Annotated in this window: 16 protein-coding genes; 7 read left to right on the plus strand and 9 right to left on the minus strand. The window is 52.5% G+C overall.

Translation table 11 applies throughout. From position 1 onward, the window contains the following. The first annotated feature begins 90 nt into the window (after positions 1–90). On the plus strand, positions 91–942 hold the full coding sequence (locus KP80_RS14285) for a Vmh family MBL fold metallo-hydrolase (protein WP_052284320.1): 852 nt from the start codon (positions 91–93) through the stop codon (positions 940–942). Positions 943–1,005: 63 nt separating this feature from the next. On the opposite strand, the gene KP80_RS14290 is transcribed toward KP80_RS14285, so the two are convergent. Then, positions 1,006–1,920, minus strand: coding sequence for a LysR family transcriptional regulator (locus KP80_RS14290; RefSeq protein WP_052284321.1), 915 nt, complete (start codon positions 1,918–1,920; stop codon positions 1,006–1,008). A gap of 102 nt (positions 1,921–2,022) precedes the next feature. Between KP80_RS14290 and KP80_RS14295 the strand changes: the two genes are divergently transcribed. Further along, positions 2,023–2,937: a DMT family transporter gene (locus KP80_RS14295; RefSeq protein WP_052284322.1), complete on the plus strand. Its 915-nt coding sequence runs from the start codon at positions 2,023–2,025 to the stop codon at positions 2,935–2,937. A 47-nt stretch (positions 2,938–2,984) separates the two neighbouring features. Here the strand turns inward: KP80_RS14295 and KP80_RS14300 are convergent, their stop codons facing one another. Then, the gene (locus KP80_RS14300; protein ID WP_052284323.1) at positions 2,985–3,962 is read right to left on the minus strand and encodes a saccharopine dehydrogenase NADP-binding domain-containing protein; all 978 of its coding nucleotides are present in this window, start codon (positions 3,960–3,962) and stop codon (positions 2,985–2,987) included. 102 nt (positions 3,963–4,064) lie between these two features. Here KP80_RS14300 and KP80_RS14305 point away from each other — a divergent pair, with 102 nt between their 5' ends. Beyond that, positions 4,065–4,952 carry a LysR family transcriptional regulator gene (locus KP80_RS14305; RefSeq protein ID WP_052284324.1) on the plus strand — a complete coding sequence of 296 codons (888 nt, stop codon included), beginning with the start codon at positions 4,065–4,067 and terminating at the stop codon, positions 4,950–4,952. Positions 4,953–5,031: 79 nt separating this feature from the next. Here KP80_RS14305 and hcr read toward each other — a convergent pair whose 3' ends face one another. The 4 genes from hcr to aqpZ form a co-directional block, all read right to left on the minus strand. Further along, on the minus strand, positions 5,032–6,000 hold the full coding sequence (gene hcr / locus KP80_RS14310) for an NADH oxidoreductase (protein WP_052284325.1): 969 nt from the start codon (positions 5,998–6,000) through the stop codon (positions 5,032–5,034). Positions 6,001–6,010: 10 nt separating this feature from the next. Continuing rightward, positions 6,011–7,663, minus strand: coding sequence for a hydroxylamine reductase (gene hcp / locus KP80_RS14315; protein WP_052284326.1), 1,653 nt, complete (start codon positions 7,661–7,663; stop codon positions 6,011–6,013). A gap of 145 nt (positions 7,664–7,808) precedes the next feature. Then, a complete protein-coding gene (locus tag KP80_RS14320) occupies positions 7,809–8,708 on the minus strand; it encodes a lysine exporter LysO family protein (protein WP_052284327.1) in 900 nt (299 codons plus the stop codon). 197 nt (positions 8,709–8,905) lie between these two features. After that, positions 8,906–9,598, minus strand: a complete 693-nt coding sequence (gene aqpZ, locus KP80_RS14325; RefSeq protein WP_052284328.1) for an aquaporin Z — start codon at positions 9,596–9,598, stop codon at positions 8,906–8,908. Positions 9,599–9,970: 372 nt separating this feature from the next. On the opposite strand from aqpZ, the gene KP80_RS14330 reads away from it, so the two are divergent. Continuing rightward, the gene (locus KP80_RS14330; protein ID WP_052284329.1) at positions 9,971–11,629 is read left to right on the plus strand and encodes an ATP-dependent endonuclease; all 1,659 of its coding nucleotides are present in this window, start codon (positions 9,971–9,973) and stop codon (positions 11,627–11,629) included. Here the strand turns inward: KP80_RS14330 and KP80_RS14335 are convergent. Together KP80_RS14335 and KP80_RS14340 are read right to left on the minus strand one after the other, a co-directional pair. Then, positions 11,626–12,582 carry a VirK/YbjX family protein gene (locus KP80_RS14335; protein WP_052284330.1) on the minus strand — a complete coding sequence of 319 codons (957 nt, stop codon included), beginning with the start codon at positions 12,580–12,582 and terminating at the stop codon, positions 11,626–11,628. The genes KP80_RS14330 and KP80_RS14335 overlap by 4 nt on opposite strands. Positions 12,583–12,766: 184 nt before the next feature. Then, positions 12,767–13,720: a VirK/YbjX family protein gene (locus tag KP80_RS14340; protein ID WP_052284331.1), complete on the minus strand. Its 954-nt coding sequence runs from the start codon at positions 13,718–13,720 to the stop codon at positions 12,767–12,769. 162 nt (positions 13,721–13,882) lie between these two features. Here KP80_RS14340 and macA point away from each other — a divergent pair, with 162 nt between their 5' ends. Both macA and macB read left to right on the plus strand, forming a co-directional pair. Next, positions 13,883–14,998, plus strand: a complete 1,116-nt coding sequence (gene macA / locus KP80_RS14345; protein WP_052284332.1) for a macrolide transporter subunit MacA — start codon at positions 13,883–13,885, stop codon at positions 14,996–14,998. Then, positions 14,995–16,935, plus strand: a complete 1,941-nt coding sequence (gene macB, locus KP80_RS14350; RefSeq protein WP_052284333.1) for a macrolide ABC transporter ATP-binding protein/permease MacB — start codon at positions 14,995–14,997, stop codon at positions 16,933–16,935. The genes macA and macB overlap by 4 nt, the downstream gene beginning before the upstream one ends. Before the next feature lie 79 nt (positions 16,936–17,014). On the opposite strand, the gene cspD is transcribed toward macB, so the two are convergent. Next, positions 17,015–17,242: a cold shock-like protein CspD gene (gene cspD, locus KP80_RS14355; RefSeq protein WP_052284334.1), complete on the minus strand. Its 228-nt coding sequence runs from the start codon at positions 17,240–17,242 to the stop codon at positions 17,015–17,017. Between the two features lie 396 nt (positions 17,243–17,638). Between cspD and clpS the strand changes: the two genes are divergently transcribed. Next, entirely contained in the window at positions 17,639–17,959 is a 321-nt protein-coding gene (gene clpS / locus KP80_RS14360; RefSeq protein ID WP_052284335.1) for an ATP-dependent Clp protease adapter ClpS, read from the plus strand. Positions 17,960–17,981: the final 22 nt, after the last annotated feature.

Raw genomic sequence — 17,981 nt, forward strand, 5'->3', positions numbered from 1 at the left:
ATGTATTGTTTCAGGAATTCTAGCAGAAGTATAAATCCGTAGAATGGCGGTTATCGAAAGCCAAACTCGGCTGTATCAATAAGGATTGCCATGAACGTAAAAACGCTATCACTGGTCTTGTCGCTGGCTGCCGCACCTGCATTGGCGGCTCCGCTCAACCTTGACGTCTACAACCCACAGGAGAAGGGCATTTTCCCGGTTTCATCGACGCTGGTTTCCGGGCCAAAAGAAGCGGTGCTGTTTGATGCGCAGTTCAGCGTGAAAGATGGTGAAAAGCTGGTGCAGATGATTAAAGCCAGCGGCAAAACGCTAAAAGAAATTGTGATTACCTCCGGCGATCCGGATTTCTATTTTGGCCTTGAGCCGCTGGTGAACGCTTTCCCGCAGGCCAAAGTGGTGGCTTCTCAGGCGGTTGTTGACCATATCAAGACGACCAAGGACGCCAAGCTGGCCTTTTGGGGCCCGCAGATGAAAGAGGGGGCTCCGGGTAAAATTATTGTTCCTCAGGCGACGAACAGTACCCGTTTTACCGTCGATGGTGAGCCGCTGGAACTGAAACATTCAGGCGATTATGCCGCTTATGTTTGGATCCCGTCGAACAAAGCGATTTTGGGCGGCACCGGTATTGCTTCCGGTATCCATGTCTGGACTGCCGATACGCAAACGCCGGCGATTCGTCAGGGCTGGATGAAGGTCTTAAGCGAAATGCAGTCGCTCAAACCGCAGCAGGTGATTCCAGGGCACTATCTGGGCGAGCGTCCGGCTGGCGATGCGGCGATCGCTTTCACCCATGGCTATTTGCAAACGTTTGAGCAGACGCTGAGCCAGCAAAAAGGCTCAAAAGCCGTAATTGGCGCGATGAAAGCGGCTTACCCGAATCTGGCGGATGAGAGCTCGCTCGAACTGAGTGCGAAGGTGAATACAGGCGAGATGAAGTGGTAGCAGAGTAGGGCCTGATCATGCACCACAGGGCGCAGTCCCTGTGGTGCTTCATAAAGTGACAAATCAGTTTTTCCCTTCCAGCCTGACGATCAGAGAGCGCAGAAAATCCCTCAGCCTCTGGGCCGGGGCCGATAGCGCTTGCTCTGCGTGGGTCACAACACCGACATCCATATAGGTGATGCAGTCTTCAACCGTCCGACGAATGACGCGCTGGCCGTTCAGCGACCATGGGCGATAAACCAGGTCAGATAAGAGGGTGATGCCATTGCCCTGAGCGACAAGGCTGCGTACGGCTTCAAAGGAATTACTGCGAAAGTGAATGTTGGGCTGATAGCCATCGCGCCGCCAGACTTCGGTTATCACCGCGGGATATTGATCGGTTTCCAGCATTAAAAAGGGCAGTTTTTCGATATCCCGTAGGCGGATAACCGATTGGCTCAGTAACGCGTGCCCCGGGGCAATCCACAGTTGTCGCAGTGAACGAATGAACGTCTCAACTTCAAGCGCGTCATCGTGTTCAATATTGGAGGTTAGCAGGAGGCAAAAATCAACCTGCTGCTGGCGCAATGCGGTGAGCAACTCTGGTGCAGTGGCCTCGACATAGTCAATCTCCAGCAGGGGGAAACGGTTTTCAATGTCGCTTAATATTTCGGGTAGCAGATAAGCCGAAAGCGTCTGGGCGATGCCTATACGCACTTTGCCAGTCGTGGTTTCCGGTTGGCGATGTAAATCTTCCAGCGCAATATGGCTATTGCTGATAATAGTACGGGCATGGGCCAGAAAGCGCTCCCCGGCGACGGTGAGCTGGATCCCTTTTGGCTGGCGTAAAAAGAGCTGGGCGTTAAGCGCTTCTTCCAGATTGCGCAGTGCTACCGTCATTGAGGACTGCGACACGTGACAGCGGCTGGCAGCTTTCGATACCTGCAACGTCTCTGCTAATGCGATGTAAAATTCAAGTTGCCTGAGAGTAAACATCATAGTTTTAAACGATACCGGCAGAGCAAAACTTTATATTAGCATCTCTATTCCCTGCGCAGTAACCTGACTAATAACAAAACACTGTTATTTTACGGGGGCGATATGCCTTATTTATTACTCACGCTGGCCGCGTGTTTTTGGGGCGGCAATTATGTGGTCGGGCATTTGTTAGTAAACCTGGTTGATCCTATATTATTATCTACAGCCCGTTGGGTATTCACCGCTATACTGCTGATGGCGCTTTATCATCGGCAGGTCGGCGAGCAGTGGCGTGCCATGCGACGTTCTTTCCACATCATCACTTTTTTGGCCTTATTTGGTCAGGTATTATTCCCACTCACTTTATATATTGGTTTGCAATACACCTCTTCGCTTAATGCGGCTATTTATTTATCAACTACGCCAGCCTTAGTGTTGTTAATTAATAAGACCATCTTTAAAGAAACAATATCACCACAGAATATCGGTGGCGTGATTATCAGCTCACTTGGGGTGATTTGGCTGGTGATGCAGGGGGATTTATGGCATCTGGATACGCTAAAACATCTTAACCGCGGTGACTTATGGACCATGGGCTCGGCGGCGAGTTGGGCGGTGTATTGTGCTTTTCTTCGCGTAAAGCCTCGCGAAGTAGGCGGAAATGGCTTTGTGGCGATCAGCGCGACGATCGGCGCTGTGGTCCTCATCCCGATATTGATTTTTTCGATGGCAAAAAATGGCGTGCCTGCTGTGGTTGAATTCAGCCGTAGCGATGTGGTGATTGGCCTGCTTTATCTCGTGATTTTTCCTTCGTGGCTGTCATATCTGCTGTGGAATAAAGGTATTCAGGCCATTGGGGCGACGCGAGGAGAAGTTTTTTCTCATATTATTCCGCTGAGCGGTGGGTTATTCAGCGTGCTGTTTCTAAGCGTGCCGCTGCATTCGTTTCATCTGGTTAGCGCGCTGTTGATTGTTTGCGGCATTGCGCTTTGCTCCAGTAAGCGGGCAGAAAGAACGCTGAGTGCCAGCCAGCCTTAAGCCCGGAGGGGGCACAGAAAAGGCTGTGGTCCCCTATGGGTCAGCGGTTAGGCTTCAATCAATTCAACGCCTGACTGCTGCATCGCCGCGAGCGCGGTGTCGGTTTTTAGTAGCTGTTCTGGCAGCACAAAACCAGTGACTGAGCGTTCCTGCATGGCTTGGATCACCGTGACAATCCCCAACGCCGTAAAGTGGGCCTGTCCCTGCGGGTCGGAGGCAACAAGGCGTTTTGCTTCCGGAGCGCCGGACAAATTGATGCCCTGTATATCCACGTACAGCTCTACCGACGCTTTTGCTGATTCTCGTTTTCCTTCGGAAATCCCCATTGCTACATCTAACCGGATATTTTCAGCCTGGGTCATTGCGGCAATCGCGCTGACATCCAGAATGCCAAATGGCGCCGTCTCGACGCGTTCGCCGCTGATAAGGTTAATTTCCCCAGGCGCCGAGGTGTAGCGCCAGACACCATCCTCGCGAATAAATGCAGGAGCAGCTTCCTGATTTAATTCTTGTTCGGTTGCCGCGCCAATCGGATCTTCTGCATCGTGTAAGGCCGTCAGTCGCACGCTATGGATAGCACTAAACTGACGGCTCAGTGTATCCACGAGTGGCAAGAACATACCCGCTTCGTAATAACCCAATGGCACTACCGGTGAGGTGGGTTGATGGCGTACAGCCATATTCAGTAACGGCGCATAGCCGTCAGCGGTGCCCACGGTGATATCGATAAACGCGATATGATGGCGAATCGCAAATTCGCCAAGCGCATGTTTTGGGTCTGGGACGGCGCTGATAATCAGCTGGGCCGTGGCGGCAAGCGGTGGAATCTCTCCACTTAACAAATCCAGTGCGACGCTTTGGGTATTTCCCAGCGTTGCCGCCAGCGCATCGCCTTTGTGCGGCGTGCGGCCTGCCAGGGTTAATGTAGCTTCCGGGAAACGGGCTCGCAGCTGTTTCGCCAGATTACTGCCAATCATGCCGTAGCCGCCGGCGATAAAAATGTGCTGTGTGAGTGTCGTTGTCATTATCATTCCTCAGGTCAATGTTGCTGATAGCAAGACTTTAGAGGATAAATAGGCTTTAATTAATCTCATTAAATTTGACGGGTTGATGAGCCTGATTCAGTAATGAAAACGAAAATTTCTGACTTTGAACCGTTTATCGCGGTCGCCACTTTTCGCAGTTTCCGGCTGGCGGCCGAGGCAGCGGGCGTGACATCCTCGGCAATGAGCCACTCCATACGCCAGCTTGAGGAGCGGTTAAAGATCCGCTTATTTAATCGCACCACGCGCAGCGTTTCACTGACCGCTGCCGGGCAGCAATTATTTGACTCTCTTTCCCCGTTATTTACCGATGCTATGGCGGCGGTAGAAGCGATTAATGATTTCCGTACCACGCCGATAGGCACCCTGCGGATCAATGCCGTCAGGCTGGGCGGCCGCTATCGGCTCGCCCCCCTCGTCGCAGGGTTTACTCAAAAGTATCCTGACGTTAGGGTTGAAATTACCCAGGATGATCATCTGGTTGATATTGTCAGCAGTGAGTTCGATGCTGGCGTTAGGCTAAGCGAGCTCATCGAGAAAGATATGATCTCCATTCCGCTGGGCAAGCCGATTCGTTATGCGGTGGTCGCCAGCCCTGAGTATCTCCAGCATCACACGGCACCTGAACGGCCCCACGACCTTTTGCTGCACTCATGCATTCAGTTTCGCTACCCCGGTGGCCGCCGTTACCAATGGCAGTTTGGCCGTGATAATGAACGGATAGAGATCGGCGTAAAGGGGATGCTTGAGGTCAACGATCTTGATATTGCGCTGAACCTGGCGCTTGAGGGCGCGGGAATAAGCTATGTACTGTACGAAATGGCGGAACCCTATATACGCAGCGGTGCACTCATTTCGCTACTCGACGATTGGCTACCGGAACTGCCGGGTTTCTATCTTTACTATTCCAACCGAAAATTTGCCTCGGCGGCATTTCAGGCGTTTGTTGAATATATAAAAGCGCAGCGCTAGCGTCCGGTTTACGCCATTTTCTGAGAATAAAAAAGGCCACCGGGTATCGCCCGGCGGCCTTTTGATGTTTTGCGTGATATTACGCCAGCACTAAATCACCTTGTGGATGGCAGGAGCAGGCCAGCACGTAGCCTTCGGCAATTTCCGCGTCGGTCAGCGTCATGGTGCTGTCGACGGTATACTCGCCGGAAACCACTTTGGTTTTACAGCAGCCGCACACGCCCGCACGACAGGCCGCAACAACCGGTACCTGATTGCTTTCCAGCGCGTCCAGCAACGTGGTGCCAACAGGCGCGTAGAACTCTTTTGCCGGTTGCAGTTTGGTAAACTTCAGGCCAGCCGAGGCCGCTTCAGCAACGGGAGTGAAGAACTTCTCTTTAAAGAAGCGGGTCACGCCCAGTGCTTTCACCTCTTTTTCCACCAGATCCATATACGGCGCAGGGCCACAGGTCATCACAGTGCGGGAAGCCAGGTCCGGCACGCTTTGCAGCAGAGCGGTGCTCAGGCGACCGGAAACAAAACCATGAGTGGCATTGTTCTCCGCCACCAGCGTTACCGGGTATTGACGCCATTCTTCGGCAAAAATCACATCAGCAGGTGAGCGAACGTTGAAGATAACCTGCACATCGGCCTGCGGGCGGTATTTTGCCAACCAGCGACGCATCGACATGATAGGCGTCACGCCGCAGCCAGCGGCCAGCATCAGGAACTTATCTTCTGCTTTATCTTCACAGGTGAAATCACCCATTGCATCGGATAGCCAGATGTAATCGCCGCGTTTCACGTCACGGGTTAACCACTGTGAACCGGCACCGTCGTCAATCCGACGAACGGTTAGCGTGATGTACTCGCTAACGCCCGGAGTTGATGAAATGGTGTAAGCCCGCAGGGTATCCGCCGAATTGCGTACGCTAACCAGTGCATACTGCCCGGCGCGGTAAGGATAATAATCGTGGCACAGCAACGAAATTGTCCATACGTCCGGCGTTTCCTGATGGATGTGATGTACCTGCATCCGCCATGGGCACTGATGGGTTGGCATTGTCATTCTTTACTCCTTACGCGCTCAGCAGCTGCTTCATGTCTTCTTCAACGGTGGTCACGGAACGCAGACCAAATTTCTCGTTGAGAACGGCCAGCAGGTCTGGCGTGAAGAAGCCCGGTGCGGTTGGGCCAGTCACGATGTTTTTTACGCCCAGAGAAAGCAGGGTCAGCAGAATCACAATCGCTTTTTGTTCAAACCAGGAAAGCACCAGAGACAGCGGCAGGTCATTTACGCCACAGCCCAGTTTTTCTGCCAGGGTGACAGCCAGAATGATCGCGGAGTAAGCATCGTTACACTGACCGGCGTCAATAAGACGCGGCAGGCCTTCGATATCGCCGAACTCCAGCTTGTTGAAACGGTATTTACCGCAGGCCAGGGTCAGGATCAGGCAGTCATCCGGTACGCTGGTGGCGAAGTCGGTGAAGTAGTTACGTTCACCGCGTGCGCCGTCGCAGCCGCCAACGAGGAAGATGTGGCGCAGTTTTTCACGGCTCACCAGATCGATCAGCGAGTCAGCCGCACCCAGCAGAGTCTGGCGGCCGAAACCGACGGTGATCAGGTGTGGGATTTCGCTGTACGGGAAACCCGCCATCTGCTGTGCCTGGGCGATAACCGGGCCGAAGTCATCACCTTCCAGGTGGCTGACGTTTGGCCAGCCGACGATGCTGCGCGTCCAGATACGGTCGTCGTAAGCACCTACGGTAGGGTCGATGATGCAGTTGGAAGTCATCACGATTGGACCCGGGAAGCGGGCGAACTCTACCTGCTGGTTCTGCCAGCCGCTGCCGTAGTTACCGATCAGGTGTTTGAATTTACGCAGTTCAGGGTAACCGTGGGCTGGCAGCATTTCACCGTGGGTGTAGACGTTAACGCCGGTGCCTTCGGTTTGTTCCAGCAGGTTGTACAGGTCTTTCAGGTCGTGACCGGAGATCAGAATACATTTGCCTTCGGTGGCTTTCACGTTGACCTGAGTTGGCGTTGGGTGCCCGTATTTGGTGGTTTCACCGGCATCCAGAATGCTCATCACTTTGAAGTTCATCTGGCCGATTTCCATGGAGCACTCCAGCAGAGCGTTCATGTCGGCAGGCCAGGTGCCCAGCCACGCCATAATCTTATGATACTGAGCGTAAATTTCGTTGTCGTACTGGTCCAGAACGTGGGCGTGCTCCATGTAAGCCGCCGCGCCTTTCAGGCCGTACAGGCAAAGCAGGCGAAGGCCGAGAATGTTCTCGCCGATGGTGGCTTTGTCTTTGTTCGGCGTGAATTCGGCAGCCTGTTGCTGCAGTGCGCCCAGATCGTCGCTCACCAGCTGCAAATCGGCCATTGGGTTGCTGACGGAGGCATTCGCGTCGACGGCCAGGCACTGTGCTTTCAGCGCTTCGCGCATCGCAATCGCCTGGCGTGCATAGCCGACAATACGTGGGGAGTCGAAGTTAACGTTGGTCAGGGTGGAGAAGAACGCGCGCGGGGCGAAGTTATCGACGTCGTGGCTGATGATGCCGTATTCACGCGCTTTCACCGCCCATGCGGACAGACCTTGCAGGGAGGCAATCAGCAGATCCTGCAGATCGGACGTTTCTGCGGTCTTGCCGCACATACCCTGTGCGTAAGAGCAGCCGTTCCCTGCCGGAGTACGGATGGTTTGTTCACATTGCACACAAAACATGGTCACACCTTTTAAAGTTATATTTAATATACATGTTTAAGGGTAAGCCTGGAGGTAAGCCTTGAAAAGGCATTTTTAGTGCAACTTAAAGGGAGGTTGATTTAGCGCAATTTTGGCGGCAGCAGATGCTACCGCCTTGGGGGTATCAGGCGGTGAAGAAGGCCATCATTAGTGGCACCAACAGACTGAGAATAAAGCCGTGAACGATAGCGGGAGGCACCATTTCCACGCCGCCGGAGCGTTGCAATACCGGCAGCGTAAAGTCCATGGACGTCGCACCGCACAGGCCGAGTGCCGTGGAGCGGCTGCGGCGTACCATACCTGGAATCAGCATAATCGCCACCAGCTCGCGCGCGAGATCGTTAAAGAAGGTAGCGCTGCCAATGACCGGGCCATAGGCATCGGTTAGCAGAATGCCTGACAGCGAATACCAGCCAAAACCCGAGGCCATCGCCAGACCGATTTTAATCGGTAGGCCCAGCAGGAAGGCGTTAATGACGCCAGCCACCATGGAGCTGGCGACGACAACCAGAGCAATCAACATACCGCGACGATTAAGAATAATTTGTCGCAGCGTCATGCCGCTATTTCGCAGCTGAATACCAACAAGGAATAGCAGGAATATTAGCGTGTATTCGCTGGCGTCAGTCGCGTGCTGTAAAAAAGAAAGACCACTCAGCCCTAGCACGAATCCGGCAATAACCACAAAGCACAGTTTCAATGATTCCAGCGCCATGGCTAAGCGAGAAGGTAATTTTTCCTGATGGTGCGGATGGCCCCATGGACGGATTTTTTCCAGCCACAGCAGCGCTGCGGTATTACAAGCCAGAATAACCACAATGCTAATGGCGGAATAGTGAAGAATAGCGAGCAGATTGGCGGTTAAATTATCCAGAAATGCCAGGCTTATCCCCATAAAGAAGAGAATAAGATACACGATCCAGCTTAGCAGCCGATTTATGAGGCGAAGTGTGCCGCGATGGCTAAGAGGAATGAGGTAGCCGATAATGAGCGGCACCAGAATAATGAGCAATCCGGATAACATGGCTGACACAGTTCCTTGCAGTATTTTAATAGCGCAGAGACACTACCGAAAACCACATACTGAGTAAAGCCACGAAAAAAAGAAAGGCCCGGGAGACCCGAGCCTTTACGTAAGAATTGTGCGTCCAGTTCTGGATGACATGTCGTCCCGGAGTGACGCAGCGTAATGCCATCCGGGCGATAAGAATCAGTAAGACGTTATTTCTTTTCCAGCAGGGTGCGATAGATAACGCCACCCAGGATACCGCCGATGATTGGCATCACCCAGAACAGCCACAGCTGATCCAGTGCCCAACCGCCCTGGAAGATAGCTACCGCAGTACTACGCGCCGGGTTAACGGAGGTGTTAGTCACAGGAATGCTGATCAGATGAATCAGGGTCAGTGCCAGACCAATTGCAATTGGCGCGAAGCCAGCCGGTGCGTTTTTATCGGTCGCACCATGAATCACAATCAGGAAGCCACAGGTCAGGACGATTTCGATAACGATAGCGGAGAGCATGGAGAACCCGCCCGGTGAATGTTCACCATAACCGTTAGATGCAAAACCGCTGGCTGCTGCGTCAAAGCCAGCTTTACCGCTCGCAATCAGATACAGAATAGCGGCTGCAACAATACCGCCAACAACCTGAGCAATAATATAGCCAATCACTTCTTTAGCTGGGAAACGACCGCCGGCCCACAGGCCCAAAGTTACCGCAGGGTTGAAATGACCGCCAGAAATGTGTCCTACGGCATAAGCCATGGTGAGAACGGTTAAACCGAACGCCAGTGCGACGCCTGCAAAACCAATCCCTAATTCCGGGAATGCTGCAGCCAGAACGGCGCTACCGCAACCACCAAATACCAGCCAGAAGGTTCCGAAGAACTCTGCAGCCAATTTTCTAAACATAACCACCTCGAATCAAAAATATTATCGTCACAAAGGATGACGACAGAATTTATACCTGCCAAAAAGGGGGGCAGGCATAGTCCGCGTTATTTTAAAAACTAACGTCATCCCTTAACCAGTTAAATAAATACGTGAACTTTGATGCAAAACAATGTGGTGTCATTCCTTAATCAATTTATTCTTCGAATTAGAGTGTAGTGCAATATTTTCGGAATAATCGGGTAAGGGTGACCAGGAGCGCACTTTATTACATTTAATGGTTATTAAATCAACACACGGTCCGGATCCGGGCACCATGGCGGTGTCAAGCGCAGAGCATGCCGCTATACTGCCGATAAAGCAGGATGGTCGTTACTGTGTTACGGAGGATTTATGCTTCTTGAGCGCACCGAGATTGCAGGGTTTCGCGGCATTAACCGTTTATCGTTAATGCTGGAAGAGAATAACGTTTTAATCGGCGAAAACGCATGGGGTAAATCAAGCCTGCTGGATGCGCTAACGTTGCTGCTTTCTCCGCACGAGGGGCTGTACCATTTTGTGCATTCCGATTTTTGGTTTCCGCCGGGTGACATTGAAGGTCGGGAACATCATCTGCATATCATTCTGACTTTCCGGGAAAATGAGCCGGGGCGATATCGTGGGCGTCGCTACCGTGGGCTTTCCGATTGTTGGACGGCTTGTCATGACGGTTATCAGCGTATTTTTTATCGTCTTGAGGGCGAGCTTGCTGGCGATGGCAGCGTGCTGACGTTGCGCAGTTTTATTGATAGCGATGGTCAGGCGCTAGAACTCGATGACATCGATGCCAGAGCGCGAGAGTTGATTCGACTGATGCCGGTGCTGCGTCTGCGCGACGCCCGTTTTATGCGCCGTATTCGCAACGGTACGGTGCCGCCAGTCTCGGATGTTGAAATTACCGCCCGCCAGCTGGATTTTTTGTCTCGAGAACTGGTGACCAGCCCGCAAAATCTCAGCGACGGACAGATCCGTCAAGGGCTGGCAGCCATGGGACAACTGCTGGAACACTACTTCTCCGAACAGGGTTCTGGTCCTGCGATCCAGCGCTTGATGCGTCGCCGATCGCATGATGAGCAGCGCAGCTGGCGCTATCTGGATTTGATCAACCGGATGATCGATAAGCCTGGCGCACGTAATCATCGGGTGATTCTTTTGGGTATGTTCTCCACGCTTCTGCAGGCGAAAGGGACGGTCAGGCTGGATAAAGACGCCCGTCCGCTGCTGTTGGTGGAAGACCCGGAAACGCGTCTACATCCTATTATGCTTTCAGTGGCCTGGAGTCTGCTAAATCTGATGCCGCTCCAGCGCATTGCCACCACCAATTCCGGTGAGCTGTTGTCGTTGACCCCGATGCAGAATGTCTGTCGTCTGGTGCGCGAGTCCTCTCGCGTCGCTGCCTGGCGTCTCGGGCCGGAAGGGATGAATTCAGAAGATAGTCGACGCATCTCTTTCCATATCCGCTTTAATCGCGCTTCTTCGCTGTTTGCCCGCTGCTGGCTGCTGGTGGAGGGGGAGACGGAGACCTGGGTCATCAACGAGCTGGCCCGGCAATGCGGTCATCATTTTGATGCTGAAGGGGTTAAGGTCATTGAATTTGCGCAATCCGGGCTGAAGCCGCTTATCAAATTTGCTCGGCGAATGGGGATTGAATGGCACGTGCTGGTGGATGGTGATGAAGCGGGTAAAAAGTATGCTGCCACGGTTCGTGGTGTGCTCAATAACGACCGGGAGCTAGAGCGTCATCATTTGACGACGTTGCCCGCCCTCGACATGGAGCACTTCATGTATAAGCAGGGATTCGCTAATGTGTATCACCGCGTTGCGCAGATTCCAGAGAATGTACCGATGAACATGCGCCGGGTGATCACCAAAGCGATTCACCGTTCGTCGAAGCCGGATCTCGCCATTGAGGTGGCGATGGAAGCAGGGCGGCGCGGCCTGGAAGCCGTGCCACCACTGCTGAAAAAGATGTTTTCCCGCGTCGTCTGGTTGGCGCGCGGGAAGGCTGATTAACGCTGAATAGTTAAGGCAACTTGCTGCTGGAGCGCATCCAGCAGTTCATAGCGTCGGCGGTACTCAGCACGCTTCTTACTGGCAATTTCTTCCATTGTTTTGCGCGGTAGCGCTAACGGCAGGATGTAATCCCCTTCAATGTCGACCGTCGCACTCAGTGACTCCCAGAAGCTATTGTAATCCGCATGCAGTTTGTCGCGTTTTTTGCGGCGATAGCGCAGGCTGCGGTAAATATGAGTTTCATTACTCACCGCCCGAACGTGTTCGACCGACAGCATTTCACCGACCGTCAGTAACGCATCTACCACCAAACGTTTTGGAAACAGGCCATGGCATGCTTTTGTTGCCACTTGAATAAGCTGATGAGGAACATCGGCTTTCGCCCCCTGTAGGCCACCAATAAAGAAAGTACTAAGGCCGTTATACTGACACAGCGTGAAGGTTAATTCGGCCAGGACGATATTGTTTTCATCGCGAAACGTCAGCGTGGCTTCACCTTCTTTATCCAGCATCGCGTCAGCGCCCAGGTAAATGCGATAGCGCTGGCCTTCTTTCCCTTCGATGGTCGCCAGTTGCGCGCCATTGGCCGACAGATAGCTACTGGCAATGTTGACAGGAAGCTTATCGAGCATCTGCTGGTAGTGGCAGCACAATGCGTCGATTGTTTGCTGAGGGCTCATATGCGTTGACAGCCATGGGCGGTGCAGTCGACAAGGCAGGCCTGGCTGAACATTGAGGATTTGCATTAACTGTGGCTGTTGGGTCAGGCTAGCCAGCAGTTTACTGGTCATACGCGGCGCGCCGAGCGTACGCAGCATGAACTTACGGCGATAGGCGGGATTTTTCCAGGCCCGGCCGGGCTTCAATGCGCCGGTCGTCAGCAGTTTAAAAAGCTGCCAGCTCGATTCAGGTTGTGGGGCAGAAGAGAGTTGAAGCTCGGCAACGCTGGACATAGGAAAAATCTCATTAAATGAAGGTTTTGCCTATTTAATCAACGGTACTCTCAACGATATTTCAACAAATGCAAAGATTGTGGAGGAATTGTGGAGAAAACATTCTGTTGATGAATTATTTAGAATTCATTATGACTATTTTTGTCTGTTTTTTAAGCGCCGATGACTCGGCGCCCATCGATAACTATCTTGTTGCAAATAGCGTCTCCATTTGTCTTTGAATCTCATCCAGTAGCTGGTAACGGCGGCGATATTCAGCACGTTTTTTACTGGCGATCTCGGACTCATCCTTACGGGCAATGTGAATCGGCAGGTGGAAATACCCCTGTTTGTCGCATTCGCCGCCGACGGCTGTCCAAAACGTATCGTAATCAGACAGTATTTTTTTATTCTTATCCTGGTAACGTTCACCGCGGAAAATATGTGCCTCGTTGCTGACGGCGAGAATTTGTTCCGCCCGCAGGCGCTCGGCAAAACGACATACAGCTTCCATCACTAAGCGTTTAGGGAACAGGCCATGACAGGATTTGGTGGCGCTTTGGATTGCCTCGTGCGGTAGGTCAGACTTACCGCCCTGCAGTCCGCCAATAAACAGCGTGCGCTTACTCTCAAAGGCTAAAAGACTAAAGGTCATTTCTGCCAAAACGTCGCCATCGCTATTACGCATCAGGATCGTACTATCGCCTTCCTTATCCAGATTGACCTGCATAGTCAGCTCGAAGGTAAACCGGTCGCCATTTTTGCCTTCAATTGCAGCCAGCGGCAAAGCCTGTGTATTCAGGTAGGTAGACAACTCTTCTGCGGACATGATCTCGGACAACAGCGTATAGTGATAGCGCAACGCGTCTAGCACCTGGTGACGGCTAAAATTGACCGCCAGATACGGGCGATGCAGGCGCACGGGAAGGCGCGGCTGGCGTGCCAGCAGAGTATTGAGATTTGACCATTGGGACAGTTCGGCCATCCATTCACGGCTTAAACGTGGCATCAGCAGGGAACGCAGCATAAACTTCCGTCGAAAGCTGCGTTTATTCCAGAATTCGCCTGGTCGCCATTGGCCGCTAAACAGGCTAAAAAAGAGCCCAAGGCTGGTGAGTTGGCGCGAATCCGCAGGTGAATTTTCGCTAAGCTGTGACATGGTCTACGATCCAAATATAAAATTTTTCAAAATTTTACAATCGGAATATTAAACAAAATATCAATCACCAGGTAGATTCTGGGGATTATTACTCATGTGTTTACTTATTGTTGACGTTAGTTTTTCCATTCTGTCGAATAAACTGGGGAATTCAGGATTTTTATGAACATCAAGGGAAAGTTTAAAAAGCGGTACGTGCTCGCTATTGCCATTTTAATAATTGTGGTTATTGCGGTATGGCGAACGCTCAATGCGCCGTTGCCTAATTACCAAACGCTTATTGTGCGTAAAGGTTCCCTTGAACAAAGCGTACTGGCTACCGGTAAACTTGATGCCCTGCGAAAAGTTGATGTCGGCGCACAGGTGAGCGGCCAGCTTAAAACGCTGTCAGTCAATATCGGCGACAAGGTGGTTAAAGATCAGCTGTTGGGGGTTATCGATCCCGAACAAGCAGAGAACCAGATTAAAGAAGTTGAAGCGACGCTCATGGAGCTCAACGCGCAGCGCCAGCAGGCTGAAGCTGAATGGAAGCTGGCCAGCGTCACCTATTCTCGTCAGCAGCAACTGGCAAAAACGCAGGCTGTTTCCCGTCAGGATCTGGATACCGCAGCAACCGAAATGGCGGTCAAAAAGGCGCAAATAGGCACTATCGACGCGCAAATCAAACGCAATCAGGCCTCACTGGATACGGCCAAAACTAACCTTGATTACACTCGCATCGTTGCACCTATGCGTGGCGAAGTGACGCAAATTACCACTCTGCAGGGGCAGACAGTAATCGCCGCCCAACAGGCACCCAATATCCTGACGCTTGCGGATCTCAGCACGATGCTGGTTAAAGCGCAGGTTTCAGAGGCTGACGTCATTCTCTTAAAGCCCGGGCAGAAGGCCTGGTTCACCGTATTGGGCGACCCGTTAACGCGTTACGAAGGCACGCTGAAAGATATTCTGCCGACGCCGGAGAAGGTTAACGACGCCATTTTCTATTACGCGCGTTTCGAAGTGCCGAACCCAACGGGCGTGCTGCGTCTGGAGATGACGGCGCAGGTACATATTCAATTGACTGGCGTGAACGATGTGCTGACGATTCCACTGTCGGCGCTGGGTGATAATGTCGGCGACAATCGCTACAACGTGCGTCTGCTGCGTAACGGTGACGTGAAAACGCGTGAAGTGGTCATCGGCGCGCGTAACGATACGGACGTCGAGATTGCGAAAGGGCTGGAAGCGGGCGATGAGGTGATCACTGGTGAAGGTAAAGCCGGAGCAGGGAAATGACCGCACTGCTTGAACTAACGGATATTCGACGTAGTTATCCTTCCGGCGATGGCAGCGTGGAGGTGCTGAAGGGCATCACCTTACAGATTAACGCCGGAGAAATGGTGGCCATTGTCGGGGCATCGGGTTCGGGTAAATCGACGCTGATGAATATCCTCGGTTGTCTGGATAAACCCACCAGCGGCACTTACCGGGTGGCAGGGACGGACGTGGCAACGCTGGATAGCGATGCGTTGGCTGCGCTCAGGCGCGAGCACTTCGGTTTTATCTTCCAGCGTTATCACCTGTTGTCTCATCTGACGGCCGCGCAAAACGTCGAAGTCCCGGCGGTATACGCCGGTATGGATCGTAAGGCCCGGCTGGAAAGGGCAAAACAGCTTTTACAGCGTTTGGGCATGCAGGACCGGGTGGATTATGCACCATCCCAGCTCTCCGGTGGTCAGCAGCAGCGCGTGAGTATCGCGCGTGCGCTGATGAACGGCGGTCAGGTCATTCTGGCGGATGAGCCGACTGGTGCGCTGGACAGTCATTCTGGTGAAGAGGTGATGGCGATTCTTCATCAGCTCAAAGAGCAGGGACACACGATCATCATCGTGACTCACGACCCGCTGGTAGCGGCTCAGGCGGAACGGGTGATTGAGATTCGCGACGGAGAAATTATCTGTAATCCTCCAGCGGGTGAAAGCGCCGTGGTGGCGCGAGCGCCTGCGGCTCAGGATGTCTCCGGTTGGCGGCAGTTCAGCAACAGCTTCCGCGAGGCGCTGTCGATGGCGTGGCGCGCGATGGTGGCGAATAAGATGCGTACGCTGCTCACCATGCTGGGGATTATTATCGGTATCGCGTCAGTGGTATCAATTGTGGTGGTGGGCGATGCGGCGAAGCAGATGGTCTTAGCTGATATTCGAGCCATCGGTACTAACACTATCGACGTCTATCCAGGGAAAGACTTTGGTGATGACGATCCGCAGTACCAACAGTCGCTGAAATATGACGATTTGCTGGCGATTGAAAAGCAGTCATGGGTCAGTTCGGCCACGCCATCGGTGTCAAAAAATCTGCGAATTCGCGCAGGCAATATCGACGTTGCCGCGAGCGTACAGGGGATTGGCCAGCAATATTTCAACGTCTATGGCATGACCTTTAGCGAAGGGAATACCTTCAACGACGTTCAGGCTGCGGAACGCTCGCAGGTGGTGGTACTGGACAGTAACACGCGGCGTCAGCTGTTTCCGAATAAGGTCAGTGTGGTCGGCGAGGTTATTCTCGTGGGGAATACGCCCGCCACGGTGATTGGCGTCGCGGATGAGAAACAGTCGATGTTTGGCAGCAGCAAAGTGCTGCGCGTTTGGCTGCCTTACTCAACGATGTCCGGGCGAGTGATGGGCCAGTCGTGGCTGAACTCAATAACCGTCAGGGTTAAAGAGGGCTATGACAGCGCGCTCGCTGAGCAGCAGTTGACCCGGCTTTTGAGTCTTCGCCACGGTAAGAAAGATTTCTTTGTCTGGAACATGGACAGCGTCTTGAAAACGGCGGAACGCACCACACATACATTACAGCTGTTCTTAACGCTGGTGGCGGTGATCTCCCTGGTGGTTGGCGGCATTGGCGTGATGAATATCATGCTGGTATCGGTCACTGAACGGACGCGAGAAATTGGTATCCGTATGGCGGTAGGCGCCAGGGCGAGCAACGTGTTACAACAGTTTTTGATCGAGGCCATTCTCGTGTGTCTGGTCGGCGGTGCACTCGGTGTGACGCTATCGTTAATGATTGCACTGCTGTTGCAGCTGGTTCTGCCGGGCTGGGAGATTGGCTTCTCACCGCTGGCGCTGTTGACGGCGTTTATTTGCTCAACCCTAACCGGCGTACTCTTCGGCTGGCTACCGGCACGTAATGCCGCGCGGCTCGATCCGGTAGATGCGCTGGCGCGAGAATAATGACGGCAAAATAAATGAAAAAATGCCGGTCAGAAGGACTGGCATTTTGGTAGCGGGATGTACACAATGGGGCAGTAAACTAGGCGACCGTTTCTGCTTGTGCTTCCACGGGAATGATGACGCTTGCGTGGTTGCCTTTCGGCCCCTCGTGGACATCAAAGTGGACGGATTGCCCAGCTTTTAATGTTCTGTACCCATCCATCTGGATGGTGGAGTAATGGGCGAAGATGTCCTCGCCACCGCCTTCCGGGCAAATAAAACCGAACCCTTTAGCATTGTTGAACCACTTAACAGTACCCATTTCCATACTTCGACATCCTTCGTAATTCTATTATACGTTTAATAAGTAGATGGAATGAACCGGTGGTGGAGTCAGGAGTTGTACAAAAGCTCACCAACTCTCGCCAGTACAATTTAGATATTTCGGACAGTGCGTCAAGCGTTTGAAGGGGGCTAGAGGCGGAAAATGCATCAAAATTTGAAGCAGTTAACGCTATTGACGGGAATGTGACAGAGTTCGCGAATGACAACTATAGGTGATAGCTATCTATGATCTACAGTAAATTCAAGAGCTGTATACGCAGGGAATGGAGTTAAGGTGGAGTAGGGGAAAAGCATTATCTATCCCGTGAATCACCTGCAATCCCAGCGTGCAATCAGGCTCGTCAGCAGCAATAGATGACACCGACGATGATGACTGACAATGAGTAAGACCAGAGACTGGCTGGACTTCGACCAGCTTACGGCAGACAAACTTCAGGATGGGCTTAAACCCCCGTCGATGTATAAAGTGATATTGGTCAATGATGATTACACTCCGATGGAGTTTGTTATTGACGTGTTACAAAAATTCTTTTCTTATGATGTAGAACGCGCAACACAACTGATGCTAACGGTCCACTATCAAGGTAAAGCTATTTGTGGTGTATTTACGGCAGAAGTCGCCGAAACCAAAGTAGCGATGGTGAATCAATACGCGAAGGATAACGAGCATCCACTGTTGTGTACGCTGGAACAAGCCTGATACAGGCATGAAAATTGGGGGA

The organism is Kluyvera genomosp. 1 (assembly GCF_001266615.1).
Taxonomy (GTDB): Bacteria; Pseudomonadota; Gammaproteobacteria; order Enterobacterales; family Enterobacteriaceae; genus Kluyvera; species Kluyvera cryocrescens_A.